This is a genomic window from Anabaena sp. 4-3, from assembly GCF_001597745.1.
GTDB lineage: Bacteria > Cyanobacteriota > Cyanobacteriia > Cyanobacteriales > Nostocaceae > Trichormus.
In genome coordinates, this window is the sequence record NZ_LUHJ01000072.1 from 102,465 (window position 1) to 127,421 (window position 24,957).

Below are 24,957 nucleotides of genomic sequence, written 5' to 3' on the forward strand. Positions count from 1 at the left end.
TATCGACAAATCTACTTCTAATTCTTGCTGTGACGGCATACCCGAAGGTTCTAAAGCATGAATTACCGTCAGTATTCCTTCTTCATTAATAATCGAGTAGGCTACACGGTAGTGGCTGAAGTATTCACTTAACTGGTAAACAGTAAAGGAAATTATTTGTTCTACTGTCATGCCCGTGGTAATACCTGTGAGGATGCTATTAATTAAACCTAACCGCGCTTGACTTTCCCTGAGAGCCATCTCTGAGAGTTTGCGTTGTGTGATGTCACGATACTGCCACAGGTGTCCTTGATACTGCTGATCTACGAAAACAGGAATATAGTCTCGCTCTAAAGTGCGACCATCTATTAAATTGATTTCTTCTGCTGTGACTACTCGTTTTTCCTGAAGTATTTGCTCAATACGTTTTAATGTGGCATCTGGATTGATAAATATCTGTTTTGACTGTTGAACTAATTGATTACAGTCTGCGCCCAATAAAGCCTCAGAGGATACAATAATACCAAACAGGTGACAAAATTGTTGATTAATTAAAGCTATTTTCCGGGTTTCATCTTCTACTAATACACCCGCTTGCAGATTTTCAATTAAAGCTGCTAATCGTGAACTGGTTGCCCGTAATTGCTCTTCTGCTTGTTTGCGCTCAGTGATGTCTGTGTGAGAACCTGTCATCCGCACGACATGATTGTTCTCGTCCCACAAAGCTTGTCCACGATCTAAAATCCATTTATAACTGCCATCTTTGCACTGAACTCGATGTTCAGTAATATAAAAAGGTATCTTTTGAGCAAAATGATTTTGGACAGTTTCTAAAACCAAATTTAAATCATCAGGATGTACTCTGTTAGTCCACTCGTCTAAATTGTGGGAAATTTCATGATCCTCATACCCTAACATTTCTTTCCATCGCGCTGAAAAGAAGACTTCATTAGTTTTGAGGTTCCAGTCCCAAACACCATCATTACTACCTCGCAAAGCCAGTTGCCAGCGTTCTTCACTTTGCCGTAGGGCTTCTTCTGAGTGTTTGCGATCGCTCACATCTTCGACAATATACGAAAATTGCGGGCGATAATTAACTGATTCACCAATGTAGGAAACTGTTGCGGATAACCATTTGATTGTTTCTCCTTGTTGGTGGGAATACTCAAAGCGCACGGGTTGCCCTGTGCGTTGGCTTTCTCGATAGTGGTTGATCCAGGTACGGATATTGTCTTCACCTGCACCCATTTGGCTAGCCAATTGATTGTGCATGGTTTGTGTAGTCGCGCCAAAAAATTTGGCGGCACTGGCGTTATCTGATAAATGCAGGATGTCATCATCTAATAATTCCACTACACCCATCATCATCGGTGAGGTGTCATAAAAACTTCGCAGCACTGCTTTCCCTTCCCTTAATGCTGCTTCTGCTTGTTGCGTCCGTGTTAGTTCGATGTGCAAAGCTTGGTTAAGCTGCCGTAACTCGGCAGTTCTTTGAGCAACTTTGGCTTCTAGTTCTACGTTGGCTTTTTGGACTTGTTCCAGCAGTGTAGCCTGTTGAATGGCGATCGCTACCTGAATTGATAAATTCTCCAGCAAGTCCTTTTCTTCCGGTTGCCATTCCCGGATATCACTACATTGGTGTGCAATTAGTAACCCCCAAAGCATATCATCTAGCAACAGAGGGACAATTAACGCAGCCTTGACCTGAAATTTCTGCAAAAACTTGATATAACAGTCACTTAATCCGGCTTTATTAATATCTGTAATTGCTTTAGTATGGTAGTTATCATAGTAATGTATCAACTTTTGTTCAAAGCACTCATCTTTGACTACTCTGTTTAAAATTGACCATTCAGGTTGTGCCACTGATTCAACAACAACTGTGCCACTCCCATCTGATTCAAATCGATAAATAAGTACCCGATCAGCTTGTAATAGTTGTTGTACTTCTGTCACAGTTGTGTTAAGAATCGTTTCTAAGCTTAAAGAAGCTCGAATTTTCAAAGCAACATTAGTCAGGAGTTGGTTTTGTCGAGCCTGTTGTTGAATTTTGATATCTTGCTTGTTGACTTGTTGAGAAATGACACGGTAAATATGATGTAATAAACTAAATTTGTGTTTTGGATAATTCATTGCTGTTCATTCAGCTTAAGCCAAATTAAATATAACAATATTGGTGTCATTTTACTCCAGCACAACTAAGTATAGATTGTTGTTTTTATAATGAGGTTTTGCCAGAGTATAAATACGCCAATTGATACCTAATCATTAACTCAGTAGTAATTGCAGCTAATTTCGCTAAAGAATACACAGTTTTAAAACAAGACAGAATGTGAAACAGCAGCCAATCAGTGTTTATTGCTGCCAAGACGCACTTTTTACCAATTGACGACTAGCCAATTCGCAATAATCCACAACATAATGAGAATGTCTGATTCCTAAAGCCATCTCAGGCATTTCTTGCCAGCAATGACGACAGAACCAAACAAGGTAACTCGTGAGAACAACAAAGACACTGGTGCATAAAATTTTAAATTTATATTTTCAAAAGAGGATTAGCTGGATTTTGCGCTAATTTTTCCAGCAGAATTGAGTTTCATCACAATATTGGTTAAATATAAAGAACTTGTGAAAAATTTAATTATTGATACAAAATTAAATATTTGTTTACTTTTCTTCAATTAAGTCGGAGTTGATGAAGTATCAATTCTGCAATTTACAAAAGTTATATGAAGTGAAATGTCTAAGAAAGTTATGTTTGATGTATGTGATTGGATTTCACAACTACTTTAAGTATTTGACAATTTGAGTACAAGTGTTGCAGGTATGACAAATATCTTCTAGGGTGCTGCTTATGAAAATTTTATTGGTAGCAGATGATGTATTACTGAGTGCGGCATTAATAGAATTACTTCAGACAAATCATTACAGTATTGATTTAGCGAACGATGGTGAAGCCGGGTTAGATTTAGCAATGGCGGCGGAATATGATTTAATTTTGCTGGACTGGCTAATACCAAAATTGGATGTACTTAGCTTGTGTCGGCAACTGCGATCGCGAGGTGATCTCAAACCAATTTTATTAATTACATCTCAAGATGCTAATGCAGATATTGTGGCAGCATTAGATGCTGGTGCAGATGACTATATAGTTAAGCCTTATGAAGCGGCAGCATTACTAGCAAAAATTCGGTCTTTATTACGCCGCAGTGGGGTAATGGCATCATCGACTTTAATTTGGGACAATCTATGTTTAGAGCAAGCCTCTGGGAAAGTAATATTTAATCAGCAGCTAATTTCACTCACAGCTACAGAATACAAACTTCTAGAATTGTTTTTACAAAACCCCAATCGCATCTTTAGCCGTCAAATTATCTTAGATCAGCTGTGGGGATTTGATGATGCACCGATGGAAAATGCGGTGACAACGCACATTAAAGACTTACGCAAGAAACTGAAAGCCGTAGGACTGACAGAAGATATTATAGAAACAGTGTATGGTATGGGCTATCGTTTAAAGCCTCCGCCAGAGCAAGCGATCGCATCTGATACAGCCAGTTTAGAAGCAAATAATCAGCACAAAACAAAACCCACTCCCGATATAACCAACATTAATCGAGTCTTAGAAAGATTTCGCCATTCTTTTAGTCAACAGGTGGCAATATTGGAGGCGGCGAAAACAGCCCTTTTGGCAGGAAATTTGCACACCGAGTTACAGCAAACAGCCAAGCAAGAAGCACACAAACTAGCCGGCTCAATGGGTGCGTTTGGGTATCCAGAAGGTTCTAGAATCGCACGGGTATTAGAGCATTTACTCAATCATAATGGCATTCCGCCCACCGGAGAAACTCGCAGATGGCAAGATGATCAGATTGCCGAATTTTCCCAGTTGGTGACGGCATTACAACAAGAGTTAACCAAGTCACCTGTCAGTGCCACTACTCAACCTAGCCCCGCACCAGAAATACATCGAATCTTGGTGATTGATGATGATGTTACCTTGACGGAACAGTTAAAGGCAGAAGCAGCCGCTTGGGGAATGGGAATCAAAATTGCTCCTGATTTAGCCACGGCTCGCTCGCTGTTATCGTTCAGAACTCCTGATGCAGTTTTACTAGATTTGAGCTTTTCCGGTATAGAAGAAAATGGATTGACATTTTTGCAAGAACTAGCACAGCGATCGCCTAATCTCCCCATAGTTGTATTTACCGCCAGAGATAGCCTTGCTGATCGCCTAGCAGTATCACGGTTAGGAGCGAAACAATTTTTACATAAAGGAGCTACAACCGAGCAGATTTTTCAAACTTTATCCCGTGTCTTACCTCAACCTCAAACCTCAGAAGCCAAAGTGTTAATCGTAGACGATGATCCTGTAATTCTGACTGGATTATCCGCATTGCTGACTCCTTGGGGATTAGAAGTAACAACGCTGAGTGAACCGCAGCGATTTTGGGAAGTATTAACCGCAACTGCACCAGACTTAGTGTTACTAGATTTAGAAATGCCAAAAGTTAGTGGATTAGAGTTGTGTCAAGTCGTGCGGCAGGATGCTCAGTGGGGAGATTTATTTATTTTGGTCGTCACAGCACACACAGATGCCGAATCGCTTCAGCAAGCCTTTGCCGCCGGAGCCGATGATTTTATTACTAAGCCAGTGCTAGGGCCTGAACTGGTGTCAAGGGTAATTAGCCGGATTGAAAGAAAGCGATCGCGTCGATAACCAGGGAGAGGTTAACAATCATGCGAACTTATCAGCGAGCATTACCATATCTTATTGCTGTTGTGGCCACTGCGATCGCCCTGCTACTATCACTGTGGTTAGAATCTATCTTACATCAAGGAATTGGTGCTGTTTTTTACATAGCCATCATTATAAGTACCTGGTATGGTGGTTTGCGGCCGGGGATAGTTACAATCGTGCTTTCGACATTGGCAATCAATTATTTCCTGATTCCCCCTAAAAATCAACTTTGGCTGACTCAAATACCGGATATATTGCGGTTAGGGCTGTTTCTATCAGTTGCCTTGACAATTAACCTAATTACTAGCAATCTGCTGAACAGCAAACGCAAGATTCAACAATTGACTGAGAAATTGATTCAGGAAAATGCTGAACAACTGCGGATGGCTCTATCGGCTGCCAAGATGGGGATTTGGGACTGGAATCTGGTGACAGGACACATTAAATGGTCACCAGAACACGAACAGTTATTTGGCTTGACTGCTGGTAGTTTTGATGGTAGATATGAAACCTTTGACACTTGCTTGCATCCTGATGACCGCGAGATACTTAATCAGGCAGTACAACAAGCACTCTTGACTCACAGCATCTATCAGTGTGAGTTTCGTGTCATCTGGGCAGATGGTAGCATCCACTGGATTGAGGGACGGGGACAGGCATTTTATAGCACAGAAGGGCAACCAGTGCGTATGACTGGGACTGTCATGGCTATTGATGAGCGCAAGCAAGCCCAAGGTTTACTACAACAGCAAGTTGAGCAACAACGCTTAGTGATGGAGATGACGCAACACATCCGGCGATCGCTCAACTTACAAGATATTCTACAAACTACTGTAGATGAAGTGCGGCGGTTTTTGGGGTGCGATCGCGTCACTATTTTCCAATTTTCTCCCACTTGGGGTGGAACTATTATTGTGGAATCTGTGGCACCTGAATGGATGCCTATTTTACCACTTCAGATTTATGACCCCTGCATTGGTGAAGAGTATGTTGAACCGTTTAAACAAGGCTTAGTTACTGCAAAAGCTGATATTTATACGGCTGGAATTAGCCCCTGTCACGTGGATTTTTTAGCCAGTTTGCAAGTCAGAGCCAACCTGGTTGTTCCCATTTTCCAAGGTAATGAATTGTGGGGATTGCTAGCGGCTCATCACTGTGCCGCCCCTCGTGAGTGGCAATCCTCAGAAATCGATCTGCTGCGTCAGTTAGGGGCGCAGGTAAGTATTGTCATCCAACAAGCTGCTTTATTTGCCCAATTACAAACTGAATTAACAGAACGTAAACAAGCTGAAGCAGCTTTACAACAACAGGAAATTACCCTACGGTTATTTGCTCAATACGCACCTGCTAGTATTGCCATGTTTGACAAAAATATGCACTATGTCATGGTGAGCCAGCGATGGGTAGATGACTACCAGCTAAATTCAGCCGGATCAATAATTGGGCGATCGCACTACGAAATTTTTCCCGAACTTCCTGAAAGATGGCGGCAGATTCATCAACGGTGTTTGGCTGGGGCGGTTGATAAATGTGAGGAAGATTCCTTTATCCGCCCAAATGGGATGCAGCAATGGATACGTTGGGAAATTCACCCTTGGCATACTGCTACAGGTGAAATTGGTGGGATTATCATTTTTTCTGAGGATATTACCCAGCGTAAGCAAGCAGAACAAAGTTTAGCAAAAGAGCTAGTTCGTATCCAGACATTGTTCAATACATCCTTTGATGGCATCGTAATTTTAGGTGAGCAAGGAAATGTCCTAGATGCCAATCCCCGATTTGCTCAAATGCTTGGTTACACACCAGAAGAAATTACTCGACTGAGTATTTATGACTGGGATGCTGAGTTTACTACTGAAGAACTTCAGCAATTAATGTGTGACTACATCCACTTCAAAAGCGGAGTCTTGGAAACTCGCCACCGCCGAAAAGATGGCTCAATCTACGATGTAGAAATCAGCTCTAGCGTTGTGGAATGGGAAGGGGAAATTTTGCGATTTTGCGTTTGTCGAGATATTAGCGATCGCAAACAAGCCCAAATAGCTTTACAGCAATTGAACAACGAACTTGAGCAACGGGTAGTAGAGCGCACAGCACAACTGACAGAAGTAAATGATCGCCTCATAGCCACGCTCATGGAACAACACCAAGCTAGTCAACAGCTAGCGGAACAGGCACAACTATTAGATTTAGCACATGATACTATCATCACCACTGAGTTAAACGGGGTGATATGCTTCTGGAACAAGGGAGCCGAGTCTATGTATGGCTGGAACACAGCCGCAGCTTTAGGACAGAACACCCATACTCTCCTCAAGACTCAATTTCCCAAACCCTTACCAGAGATAGAGGCGGAACTTTTAGAAAAAGGCTATTGGGAAGGAGAACTGATCCATTTCTGCCGGGATGCTCAACCTGTGACTGTAGCCAGTCGTTGGGTTTTACAAACAGACAACACTGGTAAACCGATGAAAATCTTAGAGATTAACAATGATATTACTGAGCGCAAACAAGCAGAAAATGCTTTGCGCCAGAGCGAAGAAAAATTTCGTCAGCTAGCAGAAAACATCCATGCAGTATTTTGGATAACAGATCATCAAAGCCAGCGAATTTTATATGTGAGCAAAGCCTATGAAACCATCTGGAAAAGGAGTTGTGAAAGTCTCTACCAAAACTACTCAGATTGGTTAGATGCCATTCACCCAGATGAGCGTCAAAACGTCGAGATAGCATACAGCGAACAGGTGAAAACAGGAAAATATGACATCAAATATCGTATCATCCGTCCTGATGGTTCAATGCGTTGGATTCGCGATCGCGCCTTCCCGATTAAAAATGAACTTGGGGAAATGGTGAGAATTGCTGGTATTGCCGAAGATATTACGGAATTACAGCAGATTGAGCAGATGAAAAGTGAGTTTATTGGCATTGTTAGTCATGAACTCCGCACTCCTTTAACCGCCATTCGGGCAGCACTAGGTTTACTTAACAGTGGGATTTACGATCAAAAACCGGAGAAATTCCAACGCATGATTGAGATTGCATTAATCGACAGCGATCGCTTAGTGCGTTTAGTCAATGATATTTTAGATTTAGAACGGTTAGAATCAGGTCGAGCCGTCTTAGAAAAAACCACCTGTAATGTAGCTGATTTAATTCAACAAGCAGTCGAGGGAGTGCAGGCGATCGCGAATCAGCAACATATCACCTTTAATATCAATCCCACCGATGCCCAAGTTTGGGCAGCTGCTGATGCCATAATTCAAACACTTACCAATCTGTTAAGTAATGCCATTAAATTCTCTCCTGCCCATTCCACCATTACGCTGAGTGTCAAAAGCCAACAAGATTGCGTACTGTTCCAAATTAGTGATCAAGGGCGGGGCATTCCCGCAGATAAACTAGAACTAATCTTTGGCAGATTTCAACAAGTAGATGCCTCAGACTCACGCTCTAAAGGCGGAACTGGTTTAGGATTGGCAATCTGCCGCAGTATTATCGATCAACATGGCGGTAAAATTTGGGCTAAAAGTAAACTTGGTGAAGGTAGCACATTTTTCTTTACTCTGCCACTGAGAAATAGGGAGTAAGAAGCGGAGGAAGCAGGAGAGAAACACTAATAACTAATGACTAATGACTAAACAAATATTAATAGTAGATGACGAAGAACGCCTCCGGGAATTGGTACAGGCTTGTTTAGAAGACTTGGGAGGATGGAACACCCTCACGGCTGCATCTGGAAAAGAAGCCTTAAAAATCGCCCAAACACAAGCCATTGATGCCATTTTGTTGGATGTATCTATGCCTGATATGGATGGCTTTGCAGTGTATGAGCAACTACAAGCGCATCCTACAACCCAAACTATCCCAGTAATTTTATTAACCGCGAAAGTTCTACCAAGCGATCGCGCCCGTTTTGCTCAGATGGGAATTGCTGGAGTCATTAGCAAACCATTTGAACCCACTACCATTTCTGACGAAGTTGCCGACATTCTCGGCTGGGGTAATTCTTAAAACTTTCTAACAAAATTCCCATCTTTATTAGTTCTTTATTTTTATATTTTATCTTTTTGTTTATGACAGGACTATAGATAAAAACCTTTTATAGCACAAGTCCGTAACATGAACATTTTTGAGGAGATGGGTATAGCTATCAAAAAAATATTAATTATTGATCATGAAATTAATGTGCGTGAGATTGTAGAACTCTGCCTAAAAGACTTAGGCGGATGGAATGTCATGACAGCCGATTCTCCATTACAAGGATTGCAGACGGCAGCAGTTGATCATCCCGATGCGATTTTACTGGATATCTCAACCCTTGGTATAGATAGCTTTGGATTTTTAGAACAACTCAGACATAACCCAAAAACTCAAGCTATTCCCGTATTGCTGCTGAGTGCTAAAGCGCGGTGGCTAGATTCCCAAATGTTGCGACAGTATAACATTGCAGGTGTAATCCTCAAACCCTTTGATCCAGTTACTCTCCCTGTTCAAATTGCTAAAATACTGCACTGGGATTTTACAGCAATAGATTAAACAGAAGAAAGTGTTGACATTTTTCTTGGATTGAGTTATCAAGTTTCTGTTTATAGCTTCAACCCATTGGTAGTTGAAATCCTATCCCCTTTTTATCGAGTTTATTCAATAAATTCAGAATTGCATGAATAAGTACACTTATTGTTGAAAACAACATAAAATCAAGAATGTTCAAATTTGGCTCGCTGAAATTTACTATAACCTAGTTAACTATTGAAACGAGAATTTTAATTAACTAGGATATGCAATTTACTGGTAGTCATCATCCTTGGAGAAATAACACAGGTAAATTCTCAGGATACATTTTCGTTTGACGGCATAACATACACCATGAACCATCGACAATGATGTAAATTTGGTAAGATAAACTACGATTATCAGGGTTTTAAAGAATACTAATTTAGCAATTTTCACAAATTAAATATAAATTCGCCAAAATTCGCCTAATTCCGCATCAAATCAATTTTTAACATAGCAATAGGGAATAAGAAATAATGCAATCTGATAATTTAGTAAAACCCAGAATTTTAATTGCAGACGATGAAGAATCACATCGGACTTTATTAACTTTAATACTTGAAGAAGAAGGATGGGATGTCAGAGAAGCCAAAAATGGCAAAGAAGCACTAGAAAAAATTTTGAAAGAGCAACCAGAAGTATTGATTTTAGACAATCACATGCCAGAATTAACAGGCGTAGAAGTATATCAGCACCTGCAAGAAAAAGGCATAAAATTAGCAGTTATCATGGTTAGTTCCTGCGTAAAAATAGAAGAGATAGCATCATCCTTGGGTATTTTTTATTTTTTGAATAAACCATTTGATATTCCAGACTTGATTAACATGATTAACTGTGCTTACAAAAATTTTTTAACTTAAAGAAACGGTATCAGTCCCTAATTTTCTGCTTAAATAGCTGTAAAGCTGTGTTTTAGATAAGTCTACTGTGAATACACAACGCTCACTCTCCGGTTTTCTGGTAGCAGGTGCGATCGCCTTAGTGATGATAGCGATCGCTGGATTTTACTGGTTATTTGTGAAAAGTCCGGTTAACCTGATTGCTTCTACCTCCCAGTCAGGTGCTGCTATATTCGTCTCCAAACTAGCACCCGTGACAGTTTCATTGTTAGCGAATCCAGACCGCTTAGAAGCTTTGTCAAATGCTAGAGAACTATCTAAACTCAAAACCAGCTTATTAGCTAACAGTGGTTTAGATTATCGCCAAGACATTCAACCCTGGTTAGGAGAAGAAATCACACTAGCTGTTACCACCCCAGATATTGATCGCGATGCCGAAAATGGTAAACAGCCAGGATATCTCATGGTGTTAGCCACAGATAAACCCGAAAAAAGCCGCGAGTTTGTCGAGTTGTTATTCTCCAAGCGGGTGTTAGCAGGAGCAAACCTAGCAACAGAAGAATACAAAGGTGCAAAGCTACTTTACGATGACGCACAACCAAACCTAGAACCCTTAGCAGGTGCAGTAGTTGATAGCTTCGTCTTGTTTGCTAACGATTCTAGAGTGTTGCGTGATGCCATTAATAACGTTCAAGCCCCTGACTTGAATTTGACAAGTTCTTCCCAATACCAAAAAGCCACCCAACAACTACCTAAAGGTTCTGTAGCCGTAGCCTTCCTAAATCTCCCCAGATTAGCAGAATGGCAAGGGTTAGAATTACCACAACCAACCTACGACAGTCAAATTTTAGCTCTGACATTCAACCCTAAAGGACTGTTAGCAGAAACTACATTCTTGGCAGCATCAGAGATTGTACCCACATCGCCGCCATTATCTCAACCTGTAGGCGCATTACAATATATTCCCGCCTCAGCCGGGTTCGTCATTTCTGGTTCTCATTTAAGCAATTTAGGTAATAGTGATTTAGGCAAACTCTGGATACAAGCAAAAACAGCCATATCTGGTTCAGGAACAGATATAATTTCCAGATTGGTACAACCAATACAAGATGTCGAAAAAAACTGGGGTATCAATTTAGAACAAGATATATTTAGCTGGGTACAAGGAGAATACGCCTTAGCACTCATCCCCCGTACAGCACAAACCACACCAGACTGGATTTTTATCGCGGAAAAACTGGAAAGTGTGCCAGAAGGAATTGCGCGTTTAGATGCGATCGCCTCATCTCAAGGACTGAATAGCAATACTTTAAGTTTAGATCAACAAAAAGTTGCCGCTTGGGCGGATTTAATTGCAACTACTCAACAACCTGACACTCAACAGCCGCCATCTTTCACCATCGAAGCCAAAGTCAAAGCCATACATACAACTTTAGGAAAGTATGAGATTTTTACCTCTAACCTAGACACCATTCATCAAATTTTTACGAATCAAGATAATTCTTTCCTGAAAAACCGTAACTTCCAAAACAGTATTGCTGCCATACCCGAACCCAACCAAGGATATGTATATATTGACTGGCACAAAACTCAGAATTTATTCGAGCGTCAGTTACCAATTTTGAAGCTTGTAGAAGTAGTGGGTAAACCATTTTTTGACAAACTGCGTTCAATTACTTTCAGTAGCTATGGTAGCGAACCCAGCACACTCAAAGGCGGATTTTTCATAGAATTACGTCCCTAGTAACCACAACCGATAGGAAGAAAAAAACCGCAAAATTCCCATTGAGAAAATATTAGCTGTAAATCATATCATGTCCGTTTGAATAGTTATCATATCTGTTGGGGTAGGGAACTCTTAACAGGGAACAGGGAACAAGAAAAGAGAAAAGGGAAAAGGGAAAAGTTCAGCATCGAAAACTTATCATAAGTAATTAGCCGGACATGATATCATCAGTCAATTTGCCAATTAGTTGAGAAATAAGTCCTGTGGCACAATAAAATGTGTCACAATTTCAGACAATTTATCTGAAAAATTCTCATTAAAATATGTATATATCATCAATGATATAAAAAAATTTGGTAGGTCAAAATGAAAAACTGTCTCCCCCGACTGGATTTTCGAGGCGGTTGGCTTTTAGGTTTATTAGCGGCTGTAATTGCTACACCTGTAATAGCAGAAACACCCAATTTTGGTCGGTTCAACTTATTACCAGGGTTTACCGCAGAAACGGGTAAATTTGCCGGATTTACAAGCGGTTATTACTCATTGTCTGCCATTAGTAACCGCGATCGCAATAAACAAGCCTGTATCGGTTTTGCCGATCCTAATCCAGACCACATCATGATTTTAGAAAAAAACTTTGCCAACTTGAGAATCAGCGTCAACAGTGGCGGCAACGATACAACTTTATTAATTCAAGGGCCAGATAATAATACCATTCGTTGTGGTGATGACACTGATAAAAATAAAGACGCTAGCATTGTTGATCAAAACTGGAAAAAAGGAATCTATCGTGTGTGGGTAGGTACGTTTAAAGCCGGAGTCAAGCATAATTACACTTTGACAGTACAGGAACTTTAAACTCGTCATTCCAAACTTTTTCCCCATCCTCAATCCCTATCAACGATATGATTGGATAGTAGCTTGTTGTGCTTTCCGAGGATGCTATCTCGTGCTATCTACAATACGTGCTGATTTTCGTATCATATTTGAACGTGACCCAGCTGCTCGTAATCTGTTGGAGGTCTTGTTTTGTTACCCTGGTTTACAAGCCCTAATTTGCCATCGGCTGGCTCACTGGCTACATAATATTGGTATTCCTTTTATCCCCCGCTTGATTTCTCACATTGCTCGGTTTTTAACGGGCATTGAAATTCACCCAGGCGCAACCATCGGCGAAGGCGTGTTTATTGACCACGGTATGGGCGTGGTAATTGGCGAAACAGCAATTATCGGTGATTATACCTTAATTTATCAAGGTGTCACCCTAGGCGGAACAGGTAAAGAAAGCGGCAAACGCCACCCTACCTTGGGTGAGAATGTGGTTGTCGGTGCTGGTGCTAAGGTACTAGGAAACATTCAAATTGGTAACAATGTCCGCATAGGTGCAGGGTCAGTTGTACTGCGTGATGTCCCTTCAAATTGCACAGTTGTCGGCGTACCCGGTCGAATTGTCTATCGTTCAGGAGTGCGTGTTGAGCCTCTAGAACATAATAACTTGCCAGATTCAGAAGCGGAAGTTATTCGCGCTTTAGTCAATAGAATTGAGGCATTAGAAGAGCAAATACAAACTCTACAGCATCAACAATCTACAGCTAAAACTCCAGTTTTAGTCAGTTATGTCATCAAAGACGGTGAAACTGTAGAAACTGCTCCTATATGTAACCTCAGAGATAAAGTAATACAGCAGTTTTTAGACGGAGCAGGGATTTAACAATTGGGGACTGGGGACTGGGAAAAAAGAGGAATTGGGGCTTTTTGCACGGGTAAAAGGGGAAATTACTCGCCCTTGCTCCCTGCTCCGCCTCTCTTGCTTCCTCCGCTTCCTCCGCTCCCCCACACCCCTCTAAGGATTCACCTCTTGAGTAGACCATGTTTGGTGTTCATCACGGTAGTAAAAACGCCGATTTTGTGGTTCGCCACGTAATTCTAAATGGTCTACTTGTAGGGGGTTAAGTAAAAGTAGGCAAAAATTGGCTACTGGTTGCTCAGGATGTGGTGCTGGTGGCTCAAAGGCGGTTTTATCGGCTCTTGCTTTACCGGGGTGGGGCCAAGCAAATTGTAAGCGTGCCGCATCACTCAATTGTTGCCACATTGCAATTCTGGCTAGCTGAAGATGTGGGAAGGTTTCGTCAGCACCTACCACAGTTAACTCACCAGTAAAGCGAAATTGTTCTCTAGTGTTGGGGAAATACCAACAAGCTTCCGCCCCAGGTTGCTGCTGTATCTGCTCAATTTTATCGCTGCGGCTATCGGTGATAAATTTTAGCTGGTTGCTGTCTTCCAAGAAGCCACGAAAGACAACAGTACGATTGGCAGGACGACCATCTGCGCGGACTGTTGCCAGTTGTAGGTAACGGGCATACACAAGACTGCGGTTACGGTGGAGAGCATGAGCGATCGCACTTCGCCAAGGAGCTAGGGACATGATGAACTTTTGTTGCAATTTATCCAGACCCAGATTTAGCGCAAAGTCGGACAATTGGCAATCTTTGAGTTAAATCTCATAGGCTGATCGTCCCAAAGGGTTGTTTGAATCGCCATAGAGTACAGGCTAGATTTTCTTCATACCGATGATTATTTACAGACAAGGCTGGTAATAATTATAACTATGTATATTGATTGTCTCAGTATTAAATTAATTTATACAATCTAAAATAGATGTTGCTATTAGTACAGGCATGACATAGCCTAAAGTGGAAAAATTTTCAAGCTTTAATACTGAATCTACTTGGCGTATAGTCGTAATCTGTTCACAAGCAACAAAACTTTTTATATGGTTCAGGAACTGGAAAAAAAACGTCAGGGTGTAAGGTTTCCCGAAACTGCACCAGCCGCTAATCCCGTGTTTTTTAGGACTTATAGCCGTCGCACACCAGCCGGGTTAAGAGAAACCTGGGACGAAGTTTGCGATCGCACTATCCAAGGTTTAGTAGAGTTAGGTAAACTCACACCAGAAGAAGCAGCCACCTTAACAAAAACCCAGCGTAACTTAAAATCCTTACCCAGTGGGCGTTGGTTGTGGGTAGGCGGTACAGATTGGATATCCCAGGCGAAAAACTTTTCTGGCGCGTATAACTGCACATCCACCAACCTCAAAGACTGGAAAGCCTTCGGGTTAATGATGGATCTAGCCATGATGGGTTGCGGTACAGGCGCAATTATCGAACCGCAGTATATTAATCAACTGCCTCCCATCCGTAATCGTCTCCATGTCACTGTACGGGGTGAAGTTGGTAATACATCCAAAGAATTACGTCGTGAACATACACAAACCAATATAGAAGGCAACAGCGTTACTATCTACGTCGGAGATAGCCGAGAAGGTTGGGTAAAATCCTACCAAACACTCTTAGAACTCTCCACAGATGAAAGGTTTACTGATGAAGTACAAGTCATCGTTGATATTAGTGATGTCCGTCAAGCCGGGGAAACCCTGCAAGGCTTTGGCGGTGTAGCTAACCCGGTAAAATTACCTGGACTATATCAGCGTTGTGCTACCATTCTCAATAAAGCTTTAGGTAGACAATTAAATTCAGTTGAGTGCTGTTTGTTGATTGACGAAGCAGCAGTCACCATAGTGGCAGGGAATATCCGCCGTTGTCTCCCAGAGGATGCTTTGGTTCATACCTCTAAAGGTCTAGTTCCCATTTGTGATGTACAAGTGGGCGACTTGGTACAAACTCCTTTAGGCTTCCGCCGAGTTGTGGATAAATTTGACCAAGGCTTGCAAGATGTCTACGAGATTGAAACCAATGCAACTTACCCCAGAGCAACATTGAACCATCGGCAAGCAGTGCTAGCAGATGCAAAAGGGGGCATTGTTTGGAAATACGTTAACAGTTTAGTAGAAGGCGATCGCCTACTCCACAACAAACAAGTTTTACCAGGTACAGTTACCCATCTACCACCTGATTTTACCGAATCTCGACCCTCCCAAACTCGCACAGCTAAAACCTTTGTTGTTCCTGAGCTAACTGCGGAAGTAGCTTGGCTCATAGGGTTCACTCATGGTGATGGCTATGTAGCTCTTGGTCACAATCAATACAGTAAACCCTACGGACGTGTTGAGTGGTCAATGAACAGCTTGGATGCAGAACTTACCAGTCGAATTCAAGCTAAAATTAATGCGGCTTTAGCTTTATTTGGTTTGAGTGCAGTTCATAGCATCACCAAAGGCGAAAACACAGCCAAATCCATCTGTTCCTCAATTCGCCTAGCTGAGTATTTTCATCAGCACATCAAGCAGCCCAATGTTCCTCTAGTAGTACCTAGTTTTATTTTGCAAGGTTCTGTAGATATCCGGGCTGCTTATCTTGCCGGTTTAATGGACAGTAATGGCGGTGTGAATAACCGACCTCCTCATTTAGTGACCTCAGTTTATCGGTCATTTATCAGACAAGTAAGTGTAGTTTTATCCAGCTTGGGTATTGCAGGTAGACTAACCACAACTTATCCGCAAAATTCCAGTTGGCAAGTTAAGTACAACTTGACAATTCCAGCCCTAAAGGAGCGTTACAACAGCCTAATTGCGCCTCATTCAGCTAAAGGTGAACTACGCCAAGGTTTAAAGATGTATGGCTTCACCGTTCCTGGTGCAATTATGCGGGAAGCTTACACCTATAGTGAAATGCGCGAGATGGGTTTTCAAGGTTCTCGGACTGTAGATGCCAATTACGAACGCTACATTACTGAGGGTAATATTTCCTTAGATATTCCAGTCACTGTTAAAGGATTGGGCAGTTACGATCATGTCCAAACTTATGATATTGAAGTGGAAGAAGCTCATTGTTTCTACTGCGATGGCTATTTGACGCATAACAGTGCCGGAATGCGCCAGTTTACATCTGACGATGAGCCAGGCGCAACTGCCAAAGATAACCTCTGGCAACAAGATGAAAACGGCAACTGGCGCATTGATCCTGAGCGTGATGCTTTGCGGATGGCAAACCACACCAGAGTTTTTCACCGCAAGCCCACACTAGAAGAATGTATTAATGCAGTACGTAAGCAATATTACAGTGGTGAAGGTGCAATTCAATGGGCTGGTGAAGCTGTTGCTAGAGCTAACTGTGATTTGTTAACTACACCCGCATTGAAAAAAGAGTTTTTGCAAGCTTACGAACAAGGTAACGCCAAACAATGGTTACAAGAACGTCACCCAGAAATAGATGCTAATGAATTAGAGCATCGTTTGGGTCGTTATGGGCTGAATCCGTGTATTACTTCTGACACTTGGATTCATACTGAACAAGGTGCGCGACAAGTTAAAGACTTGATAGGTAAACAGTTGAGTGTCTATGTCAATGGAGAATTATTCAGCACTACAACTGATGGCTTTTGGTTTACTGGAGTCAAACCCATCTTAAAAGTTATCACTCAAGAAGGCTATGAATTGCGTTTGACTGAAAATCATCAGCTACTCAAAGTCACTGCCCAAACTCAGAAAAAGCAATACACTCAATGGGTGGAAACTCAAAATTTATCCCCTGGTGATTATATTTTAGTTCATAACCATCGTGGCTTACAACCTTGGGATAGTTTTGGTACTTTTGATGAGGGTTGGTTAATTGGTAATCTGATTGGCGATGGCAGTATCGCATCAACACAATGGGGCAGAACAGCTTATCTCAGATACTGGCAAGATAGCCAAGAAGAAATGGGACAATATGCAGTTGCATTACTCAAAAAAGCTGTAAATTTCTCCAGTTCTACAACCTCTGGTTGCTATCATCAACAGCTAAAACACCGAGTTATTAGCTCATCAGGCTTGGCTAAATTGGCGGCTGATTATGGTGTTACTTTAGAAAATAAAATGCCAACAGATAAAATTGAGCAAGCCAGCTATGAGTTTTATCGTGGTTTCTTACGTGGTTTGTTTGATGCTGATGGCAGTGTACAAGGCAATCAACAAAAAGGTGTTAGCGTTAGACTGGCACAAAGTAATCTGGAAACTTTGCAGATTGTTCAAAGGATGCTGGCAAGATTGGGGATTATTTCCACGATTTATCAACAGCGTCGTCCTGAAAGCTATCGTCATCTTCCTGATAGTAATCGTGAATTAGCATTGTACGCTTGTAAAGCGCAACATGAATTGGTGATCTCCAATGATAATCTCTATTATTTTCAAAAAATTGTAGGATTTCAAGAACCACAAAAAGCAAAACGCTTACAAGAATTATTGTCTGGGTACAGAAGAAAGCTAAATAATGAGAGATTTGCCGTTAAAGTTAAGCAAATTGTACCTGACGGTTTTGAAGGTGTTTATGATTGTACTGTACCAGGGGCTTCTCAGTTTGATGCTAATGGAATCGTTGCTCACAACTGTGGAGAAATCATTGGTAGCGATTTCCACTGTAATCTCGCGGAAATTCACCTCAATCAAATTGACCCATTAAACTACAAAGAACAAGAGGAGGCTTTCACATCTGGGGCGTTATCTGTAGCCGCACTTTTAAATCACAAATTCCAAGAACCACGCTATCAATACAGTCGGGAATTAGACCCAATTGTAGGGGTTTCTTTCACTGGTTTATTTGATTTCTTTGTCCATGCTTTTGGTGTGGATTGGTTGCGCTGGTGGGAAGCTGGTAGACCGGAAACGCCTCAAGGATTAGCATTTAAACACCAGGAAGAAAAATACTTAACTTTTTGGAAAGAAATTGTAGAGCGTGTAGTGTGGGATTATTGCGATCGCCACCACCTCAAACGCCCAAATCGTTGTACCACAGTCCAACCCAGTGGCACAAAATCTCTATTAACAGGTGCTAGTCCTGGTTGGCATCCCCCCAAAGCCCAAAGGTTTATTCGTCGGATTACATTCCGTAAAAATGACCCCGTGGCTTTAGCTTGTCTAGACTACGGTTACAGTGTGATTCCTTCTCAGTCAGACAAGGATGAACAGGGGAATTTGCTTAATGATCCTTTTGATCCGAGAGTGACAGAATGGTTAGTAGAAATACCTGTGGCTGTATCTTGGGCTGACTTACCCGGTGCTGATGTGATTGATATCAGTAAATTTAATGCGATCGCCCAAATGGATTTCTATATGCAAGTACAGAAATTCTACGTCACTCACAATACCTCTGCGACTATCGAGTTGCGAGAACATGAAGTAGAAGCCTTGGGAACTCGCATCTGGGAAGCCATTCACAATGATGAAGGCTACATGAGTGCTGCACTACTAGCTAGATTTGATGATCATCAAACCTTCCCGCGCTTGCCATTTGAGCCAATCTCCAAAGAAAAATATGATCAAATGATGCAAGCAGTAGCATCACGCCGCAAAACCGATGATTTCTATGCAGTCTTAAGTCGCTACGATTTCGGCGAGTTAATGGAAGTCGGCCCAGCCGGTTGTGACTCTGATAAGTGCATGATGCCTGAACCAAGTCCCAATTAATTCCGCCACAGCAATGGCTGGGGTTGGCATAGCTTCCCGTAAGCCGAAGCAAAGCCGCCCCACCCCTTGAGGGATATGATATTGGCAAATCTTGACTATTCCTCTGCCCAAACTTACACGTTACGATTATTTAAACAGTGCTAATTTTTGCAACATTTTCAGGAGAGTCGGAATGTTTATTAATGAGTTGTCTCCCCTATTTAAACAATTGACTCAACACCCTGCTTCTTTTCTGGGTGGATTTGTCTCTGGCGTGTTGAAACTCAACCTGGCAGATGATCCTGTCAAAAGTTGGCTGGATAAACAAGTAGGTGTTAATGGTTATTCTACCCAAACCACTCCAGCCGGTAATGGCAAAGCCTCCGGGCCTCAATCCATTACCATTGAGTAAAGCCTTCTGAGAAGCATGGGGTTTTCAAGCGATTTTTTCGATAAATTAAATTAATGTGAAGATGTAGATGAATCAGTAGAGACGTAGCAGTGCTACGTCTTTACTGGTAATGAATCTGAAGAATTTGTAATCTAGAAAACAAATTTTTGATAACTATAGAAACATATAAGACTTGCTAATTTTATTTGATAAGAGTTTGTAAAATCTCTCACTTTGAAAAATGTCACAATCAGTTATGATATGAGCGTATGCGTAAGTTCAGCCCCACTTAAGGTTTAGTTGAAGATAATGCTAGCAATCTCAATGCTGCCCGACAACATTGACCATCTGTGACCAAAAAAGAGACTATGCAAACTTTGCAATCTGTTTTTAACGCTGAACGTATCGCTTTTAGTTGAAAATTACTTGATCCCACATGACTATCTACGTTGGAAATCTCTCCTACCGCGCTACTGAAGCAGACTTGAAAGCCGTATTTGCAGATTACGGCGAAGTCAAAAGAATTGTATTGCCTACCGACCGAGAAACCGGACGTATGCGTGGTTTTGCCTTTGTTGAAATGATTGATGACTCCCAAGAAGATGCGGCTATCAGCGAATTAGATGGCGCAGAATGGATGGGTCGGCAACTCAAAGTTAACAAAGCCAAACCGCGAGAAGATGACAAACAAGGTAGTTGGGGGAGAAAAAAAGACTATTAACTCAAGTGAATTCCTAGCGTAGCAAATGTCGCGGCACTTAACAACAGCCGAATGAATTAAATTTGCTATCCGCAATTGACAAAGCAGTATAAATATCCACCTGAATCCGACGAGTAGTATCTAGTAGGTCATGAACCTAACTTGTCGGATTTTATTTGCTAGAACTGCTCATTTTTGGACATAAGCATTGATTTTTGCTGGCTTGAAGTCAAAAGAAATCGGGTAGTGCAATGTTGGTTAATTGACTGATGTGAGCAGAAATGTGAGAGTAGCACCTAGGAGCTAATTTTAGATATCGTACAAAAAAGTAAGTATTAATACTCAAAATCTGGGTTTGACAACAGCGATCGCCCCAAACATAGCAGCCAGAAAAAATCAATTTCTTTAGTTTATCTAAAATCACATCGAGGTTATCAAATTACCTTTCTAAGATAGAGGCAGCAGCTATAAGTTGCCACCAATCAACTTACTGTCCCAACCACAGCCAGTCGCTAGGGAGTACAGCAAATGACTAAAGCGTCAGAATCTTTAGAGTTATCTATGTACGACGCTACAGACAAAGGTTTAGATCGTGATTGTACAACCTTATCACGACACGTACTACAGCAGCTTCAGAGTTTTTCCTCAGATGCACAAGATTTAAGTGCGCTGATGAATCGTATTGCTCTGGCTGGCAAACTAATTGCTCGTCGCCTCAGCCGTGCGGGGTTAATGGAAGGCGTTCTGGGATTTACCGGAGAAGTCAACGTCCAAGGCGAATCTGTGAAAAAAATGGATGTTTATGCCAATGACGTATTTATCTCCGTGTTTAAGCAAAGCGGCTTAGTGTGTCGCCTAGCATCCGAAGAAATGGATCAACCCTACTATATTCCTGAAAACTGCCCCATAGGTCGTTATACCCTTCTGTATGACCCAATTGACGGTTCATCGAATACCGACACGAATTTAAGTTTGGGTTCCATCTTTTCCATCCGTCAACAGCAAGGAGATGACAGCGATGGTCAAGCTAAAGACCTCCTGAGCAACGGACGCAACCAAATTGCGGCCGGATACATCCTTTACGGGCCTAGCACGATGCTAGTCTATACTATTGGTAGGGGTGTTCATTCCTTTACCCTCGACCCCAGCTTAGGGGAATTCATCCTCACCGAAGAAAACATTCGCATTCCCAACCACGGTGCTATTTACAGCGTTAACGAAGGTAACTTTTGGCAATGGGAAGAATCCTTGCGGGAATACATCCGTTACGTTCATCGCACCGAAGGCTATAGCGCGCGTTATAGTGGTGCAATGGTGAGCGATATCCACAGAATTTTAGTGCAAGGTGGTGTGTTTCTGTATCCAGGGACAATTCAAAAACCAGAGGGGAAATTGCGCTTGTTGTATGAATCTGCTCCCCTAGCTTTTTTAATTGAGCAAGCCGGTGGTCGTGCTACTACAGGATTAGTAGAGATATTAGACGTAGTGCCAACAAAACTGCATCAACGCACCCCACTAATTATTGGTAGCAAAGAGGATGTCGCCAAAGTCGAGTCATTTATTCAAAATGTTCACCAGAAGTGAGGTTTGAGCAGCTAGAGGCTAGTGATTTTTACCCAACATTCAGACTCAGGACTCCCTGTAGCAATTTTTAGGTGTCTATGAGAGATTATCTCAGCTGGCCGATGCAATAAGTGATAGGCAACGCCAAAATGCAAAAGTTACCATCAAAGCTTTTATTTGATGGTTTTTGCCAAATTCACTTAGAAACATCATCATTGGAGTGGAATAAAAGTTATGGCCACCAATCATTTATTAGAAATCAAACAATACGGTCAAAGTATCTGGATGGATAATTTGAGCCGAGACATTATTCAATCAGGGGAACTCAAAAACTTAGTTGAAAACAAAGGAATTTGTGGCATTACCTCCAATCCAACTATCTTTGAGAAAGCCATTGCTGATAATGCAATTTATGATGCTGATATAGAAGCAGGCATTCGGGCGGGATTACCAACTTACAAAATTTATGAATCCCTAGTGTTTGCAGATATCCGTAATGCCTGTGATATCTTGCGTCCTGTATATGAAGCCTCGAATAGACAAGATGGTTATGTGAGTATCGAAGTTCCACCAACCATCGCCAATGACACCCAAGCCTCAATAGCTGAAGCCCGGCGTTATTTCCAAGAAATTGGCCGGGAAAATGTGATGATTAAGATTCCTGGTACAGCAGCAGGATTGCCAGCCGTCGAACAGGCAATATCTGAGGGAATTAACGTGAATATTACCCTGTTATTTTCTGTAGACAGCTATATCAACACAGCTTGGGCTTATATTCGGGGTTTAGAAAAACGGGTAGCAGAGGGTAAAGATATTAGCAAAATAGCTTCTGTTGCCAGTTTTTTCCTGAGTCGCATTGACAGCAACGTTGACAGCAAAATCGATGCCAAATTGAAACGAGGCATTGATGATATGAATGTAGAAGCCAAACTCACTGCTGTCAAAGGTAAAGTAGCGATCGCCAATGCCAAAATTGCTTATCAAGAGTACAAAAAAATTATTGCTGATAGTCGCTGGCAAGCCCTAGCCGCCAAAGGTGCCAAAGTGCAAAGATTACTGTGGGCTAGCACCAGCACCAAAGATCCCCACTACAGCGATGTCATGTATGTCGATGAGTTAATTGGCCCAGATACCGTCAACACTCTACCACCAGGGACAATTGACGCTTGCGCCGACCACTGTAATGTAGCTAATCGTATAGAAACAGGAGTAGAATCAGCTTATCAATTAATAGAAAGCCTCAAAGACCCTGACATCAATATCAATCTTGATCATGTCATGGATGAACTATTAATTGAAGGCATTCACAAATTTGTACAGCCCTTCCAGTCCCTAATGAACTCTTTAGAGAACAAAGTCAAGCTATTGTCACCAGTATAGGGACTGGGGACTAGGGACTGGGGACTGGGAAAAAACAAAGGAGCAGAGGGGAAAAACTTAGTGCATCGATGCTCAACCCCTAATACCCAATCCCCAGTACCCAGTACCCAATCCCCAATTCCAACCTCCCACCTAGAATCGAAAACTGTTATGGTTAGTCTCCTAGAAAATCCTTTGCGCGTGGGTTTGCAACAGCAAGGGATGCCCGAACCGCAAATCATCATCATCTTTGGTGCGTCTGGTGATTTAACCTGGCGCAAACTTGTACCAGCACTGTACAAATTACGCCGGGAGAGACGCATTCCCCCAGAAACTACTATTGTCGGCGTAGCGCGTCGGGAGTGGACTCACGAATACTTCCGCGAACAATTGCGGAAAGGTATGGAAGAGGTTCATGGTGGTGTCGATCCCGAAGAACTCTGGCAAGATTTCTCTCAAGGTTTGTTCTACTGCCCTGGAGACATAGACAATCCTGAAAGCTACCAAAAACTTAAAAATTTCTTAAGCGAATTAGACGAACAACGGGGAACAAGAGGGAACAGAATGTTTTACCTCTCCGTTGCGCCTAACTTCTTCCCTGAAGCTATCAAACAACTGGGGACAGCCGGAATGCTAGACGACCCCTACAAAAATCGTCTAGTGATTGAAAAACCATTTGGTCGAGACTTAGCATCAGCCCAAAGTCTCAATAAAGTAGTAGGGAAATATTGCCAAGAAAACCAAGTCTACCGCATTGACCACTACTTGGGTAAAGAAACAGTTCAAAACTTGTTAGTCTTTCGCTTTGCCAATGCGATATTTGAACCCTTGTGGAATCGTCAGTTTGTTGACCACGTACAAATTACCGTAGCTGAAACCGTAGGCGTAGAAGATCGGGCTGGCTACTACGAGAAATCCGGCGCATTGCGGGATATGCTGCAAAACCACCTGATGCAGCTTTACTGTCTGACAGCGATGGAAGCACCCAACTCAATGGATGCCGACAGTATCCGCACGGAAAAAGTAAAAGTTCTACAAGCTACACGCCTAGCTGATGTTAATAACCTGTCACGTTCAGCTATACGCGGTCAATACAGCGCAGGTTGGATGAAAGGGCAACCAGTACCGGGGTATCGAGAAGAACCAGGAGTTAATCCCAACTCCACAACCCCAACCTACGTAGCCATGAAATTTATGGTTGATAACTGGCGTTGGCAAGGCGTTCCTTTCTACCTGCGGACTGGTAAGCGGATGCCGAAAAAAGTCAGTGAGATTTCCATCCATTTCCGGGATGTACCTTCGCGGATGTTTCCATCCACCACACAACAGAGAAACGCCAACATTTTAGCCATGCGAATTCAACCAAATGAAGGAATTTCTCTGCGGTTTGATGTGAAAATGCCGGGGGCAGAATTCCGCACCCGTTCCGTGGATATGGACTTTAGCTATGGTTCATTTGGGATTGCAGCTACTTCCGATGCTTACGATCGCCTATTCCTTGATTGTATGATGGGCGACCAAACATTATTCACCCGTGCCGACGAAGTAGAAGCAGCCTGGCAGGTAGTGACTCCCGCCCTTTCCGTGTGGGATGCGCCCGCAGACCCCGCCATTGTTCCCCAATACGAAGCCGGGACTTGGGAACCAGCAGAAGCAGAACTGTTGATTAATCAAGACGGTCGTCGCTGGCGCAGACTCTAAAAATTAGTTACTCAGCATGAGTG

16 protein-coding genes are annotated in these 24,957 nt (G+C 42.2%); 14 read left to right on the forward strand and 2 right to left on the reverse strand.

Annotated elements, in window-relative coordinates; genetic code table 11:
• A partial coding sequence (locus A3775_RS20905) for a PAS domain S-box protein (protein WP_197480207.1) occupies nt 1-2,112 on the reverse strand: 2,112 nt, incomplete at its 3' end.
• Between the two features lie 721 nt (nt 2,113-2,833).
• Between A3775_RS20905 and A3775_RS20910 the strand changes: the two genes are divergently transcribed.
• From A3775_RS20910 to cysE, 8 genes are all read left to right on the forward strand, one after another.
• The gene (locus A3775_RS20910) at nt 2,834-4,699 is read left to right on the forward strand and encodes a response regulator (RefSeq protein WP_066426606.1); all 1,866 of its coding nucleotides are present in this window, start codon (nt 2,834-2,836) and stop codon (nt 4,697-4,699) included.
• A gap of 20 nt (nt 4,700-4,719) precedes the next feature.
• On the forward strand, nt 4,720-8,310 hold the full coding sequence (locus A3775_RS20915) for a PAS domain S-box protein (protein WP_066426608.1): 3,591 nt from the start codon (nt 4,720-4,722) through the stop codon (nt 8,308-8,310).
• Nucleotides 8,311-8,353: 43 nt separating this feature from the next.
• Nucleotides 8,354-8,734, forward strand: coding sequence for a response regulator (locus tag A3775_RS20920; RefSeq protein ID WP_066382852.1), 381 nt, complete (start codon nt 8,354-8,356; stop codon nt 8,732-8,734).
• Between the two features lie 108 nt (nt 8,735-8,842).
• A complete protein-coding gene (locus A3775_RS20925) occupies nt 8,843-9,259 on the forward strand; it encodes a response regulator (protein ID WP_066382850.1) in 417 nt (138 codons plus the stop codon).
• 494 nt (nt 9,260-9,753) lie between these two features.
• On the forward strand, nt 9,754-10,137 hold the full coding sequence (locus A3775_RS20930; protein ID WP_066426610.1) for a response regulator: 384 nt from the start codon (nt 9,754-9,756) through the stop codon (nt 10,135-10,137).
• Between the two features lie 67 nt (nt 10,138-10,204).
• On the forward strand, nt 10,205-11,860 hold the full coding sequence (locus tag A3775_RS20935) for a DUF3352 domain-containing protein (protein ID WP_066382847.1): 1,656 nt from the start codon (nt 10,205-10,207) through the stop codon (nt 11,858-11,860).
• Between the two features lie 348 nt (nt 11,861-12,208).
• Nucleotides 12,209-12,700, forward strand: coding sequence for a hypothetical protein (locus tag A3775_RS20940; RefSeq protein ID WP_066382846.1), 492 nt, complete (start codon nt 12,209-12,211; stop codon nt 12,698-12,700).
• Nucleotides 12,701-12,791: 91 nt separating this feature from the next.
• Nucleotides 12,792-13,553: a serine O-acetyltransferase gene (cysE, locus tag A3775_RS20945; protein ID WP_066382845.1), complete on the forward strand. Its 762-nt coding sequence runs from the start codon at nt 12,792-12,794 to the stop codon at nt 13,551-13,553.
• 132 nt (nt 13,554-13,685) lie between these two features.
• Here the strand turns inward: cysE and A3775_RS20950 are convergent, their stop codons facing one another.
• Nucleotides 13,686-14,267 carry an Npun_F5749 family FMN-dependent PPOX-type flavoprotein gene (locus tag A3775_RS20950; RefSeq protein ID WP_066426613.1) on the reverse strand — a complete coding sequence of 194 codons (582 nt, stop codon included), beginning with the start codon at nt 14,265-14,267 and terminating at the stop codon, nt 13,686-13,688.
• 348 nt (nt 14,268-14,615) lie between these two features.
• On the opposite strand from A3775_RS20950, the gene nrdJ reads away from it, so the two are divergent.
• From nrdJ to zwf, 6 genes are all read left to right on the forward strand, one after another.
• Nucleotides 14,616-19,241, forward strand: coding sequence for a ribonucleoside-triphosphate reductase, adenosylcobalamin-dependent (nrdJ, locus tag A3775_RS20955; RefSeq protein ID WP_066426616.1), 4,626 nt, complete (start codon nt 14,616-14,618; stop codon nt 19,239-19,241).
• 172 nt (nt 19,242-19,413) lie between these two features.
• Complete coding sequence (locus A3775_RS20960) at nt 19,414-19,632, forward strand: hypothetical protein (RefSeq protein ID WP_066382828.1); 219 nt, start codon at nt 19,414-19,416, stop codon at nt 19,630-19,632.
• 415 nt (nt 19,633-20,047) lie between these two features.
• The gene (locus tag A3775_RS20965) at nt 20,048-20,332 is read left to right on the forward strand and encodes an RNA-binding protein (RefSeq protein ID WP_066382825.1); all 285 of its coding nucleotides are present in this window, start codon (nt 20,048-20,050) and stop codon (nt 20,330-20,332) included.
• 507 nt (nt 20,333-20,839) lie between these two features.
• Entirely contained in the window at nt 20,840-21,895 is a 1,056-nt protein-coding gene (gene fbp / locus A3775_RS20970; RefSeq protein WP_066382823.1) for a class 1 fructose-bisphosphatase, read from the forward strand.
• 213 nt (nt 21,896-22,108) lie between these two features.
• Nucleotides 22,109-23,254 (forward strand): transaldolase, encoded by a 1,146-nt coding sequence (tal, locus tag A3775_RS20975; RefSeq protein WP_066382822.1) that lies wholly within the window; start codon nt 22,109-22,111, stop codon nt 23,252-23,254.
• Between the two features lie 150 nt (nt 23,255-23,404).
• Complete coding sequence (gene zwf, locus A3775_RS20980; RefSeq protein ID WP_066382820.1) at nt 23,405-24,934, forward strand: glucose-6-phosphate dehydrogenase; 1,530 nt, start codon at nt 23,405-23,407, stop codon at nt 24,932-24,934.
• Nucleotides 24,935-24,957: the final 23 nt, after the last annotated feature.

Bases quoted from the DNA above. Each gene is read 5' to 3' on its own strand.
- A3775_RS20910 (WP_066426606.1), top strand. From the start codon at position 2,834: ATGAAAATTTTATTGGTAGCAGATGATGTATTACTGAGTGCGGCATTA.
- A3775_RS20915 (WP_066426608.1), top strand. From the start codon at position 4,720: ATGCGAACTTATCAGCGAGCATTACCATATCTTATTGCTGTTGTGGCC.
- A3775_RS20920 (WP_066382852.1), top strand. From the start codon at position 8,354: ATGACTAAACAAATATTAATAGTAGATGACGAAGAACGCCTCCGGGAA.
- A3775_RS20925 (WP_066382850.1), top strand. From the start codon at position 8,843: ATGAACATTTTTGAGGAGATGGGTATAGCTATCAAAAAAATATTAATT.
- A3775_RS20930 (WP_066426610.1), top strand. From the start codon at position 9,754: ATGCAATCTGATAATTTAGTAAAACCCAGAATTTTAATTGCAGACGAT.
- A3775_RS20940 (WP_066382846.1), top strand. From the start codon at position 12,209: ATGAAAAACTGTCTCCCCCGACTGGATTTTCGAGGCGGTTGGCTTTTA.
- A3775_RS20950 (WP_066426613.1), bottom strand. From the start codon at position 14,267: ATGTCCCTAGCTCCTTGGCGAAGTGCGATCGCTCATGCTCTCCACCGT.
- nrdJ (WP_066426616.1), top strand. From the start codon at position 14,616: ATGGTTCAGGAACTGGAAAAAAAACGTCAGGGTGTAAGGTTTCCCGAA.
- A3775_RS20960 (WP_066382828.1), top strand. From the start codon at position 19,414: ATGTTTATTAATGAGTTGTCTCCCCTATTTAAACAATTGACTCAACAC.
- A3775_RS20965 (WP_066382825.1), top strand. From the start codon at position 20,048: ATGACTATCTACGTTGGAAATCTCTCCTACCGCGCTACTGAAGCAGAC.
- fbp (WP_066382823.1), top strand. From the start codon at position 20,840: ATGACTAAAGCGTCAGAATCTTTAGAGTTATCTATGTACGACGCTACA.
- tal (WP_066382822.1), top strand. From the start codon at position 22,109: ATGGCCACCAATCATTTATTAGAAATCAAACAATACGGTCAAAGTATC.
- zwf (WP_066382820.1), top strand. From the start codon at position 23,405: ATGGTTAGTCTCCTAGAAAATCCTTTGCGCGTGGGTTTGCAACAGCAA.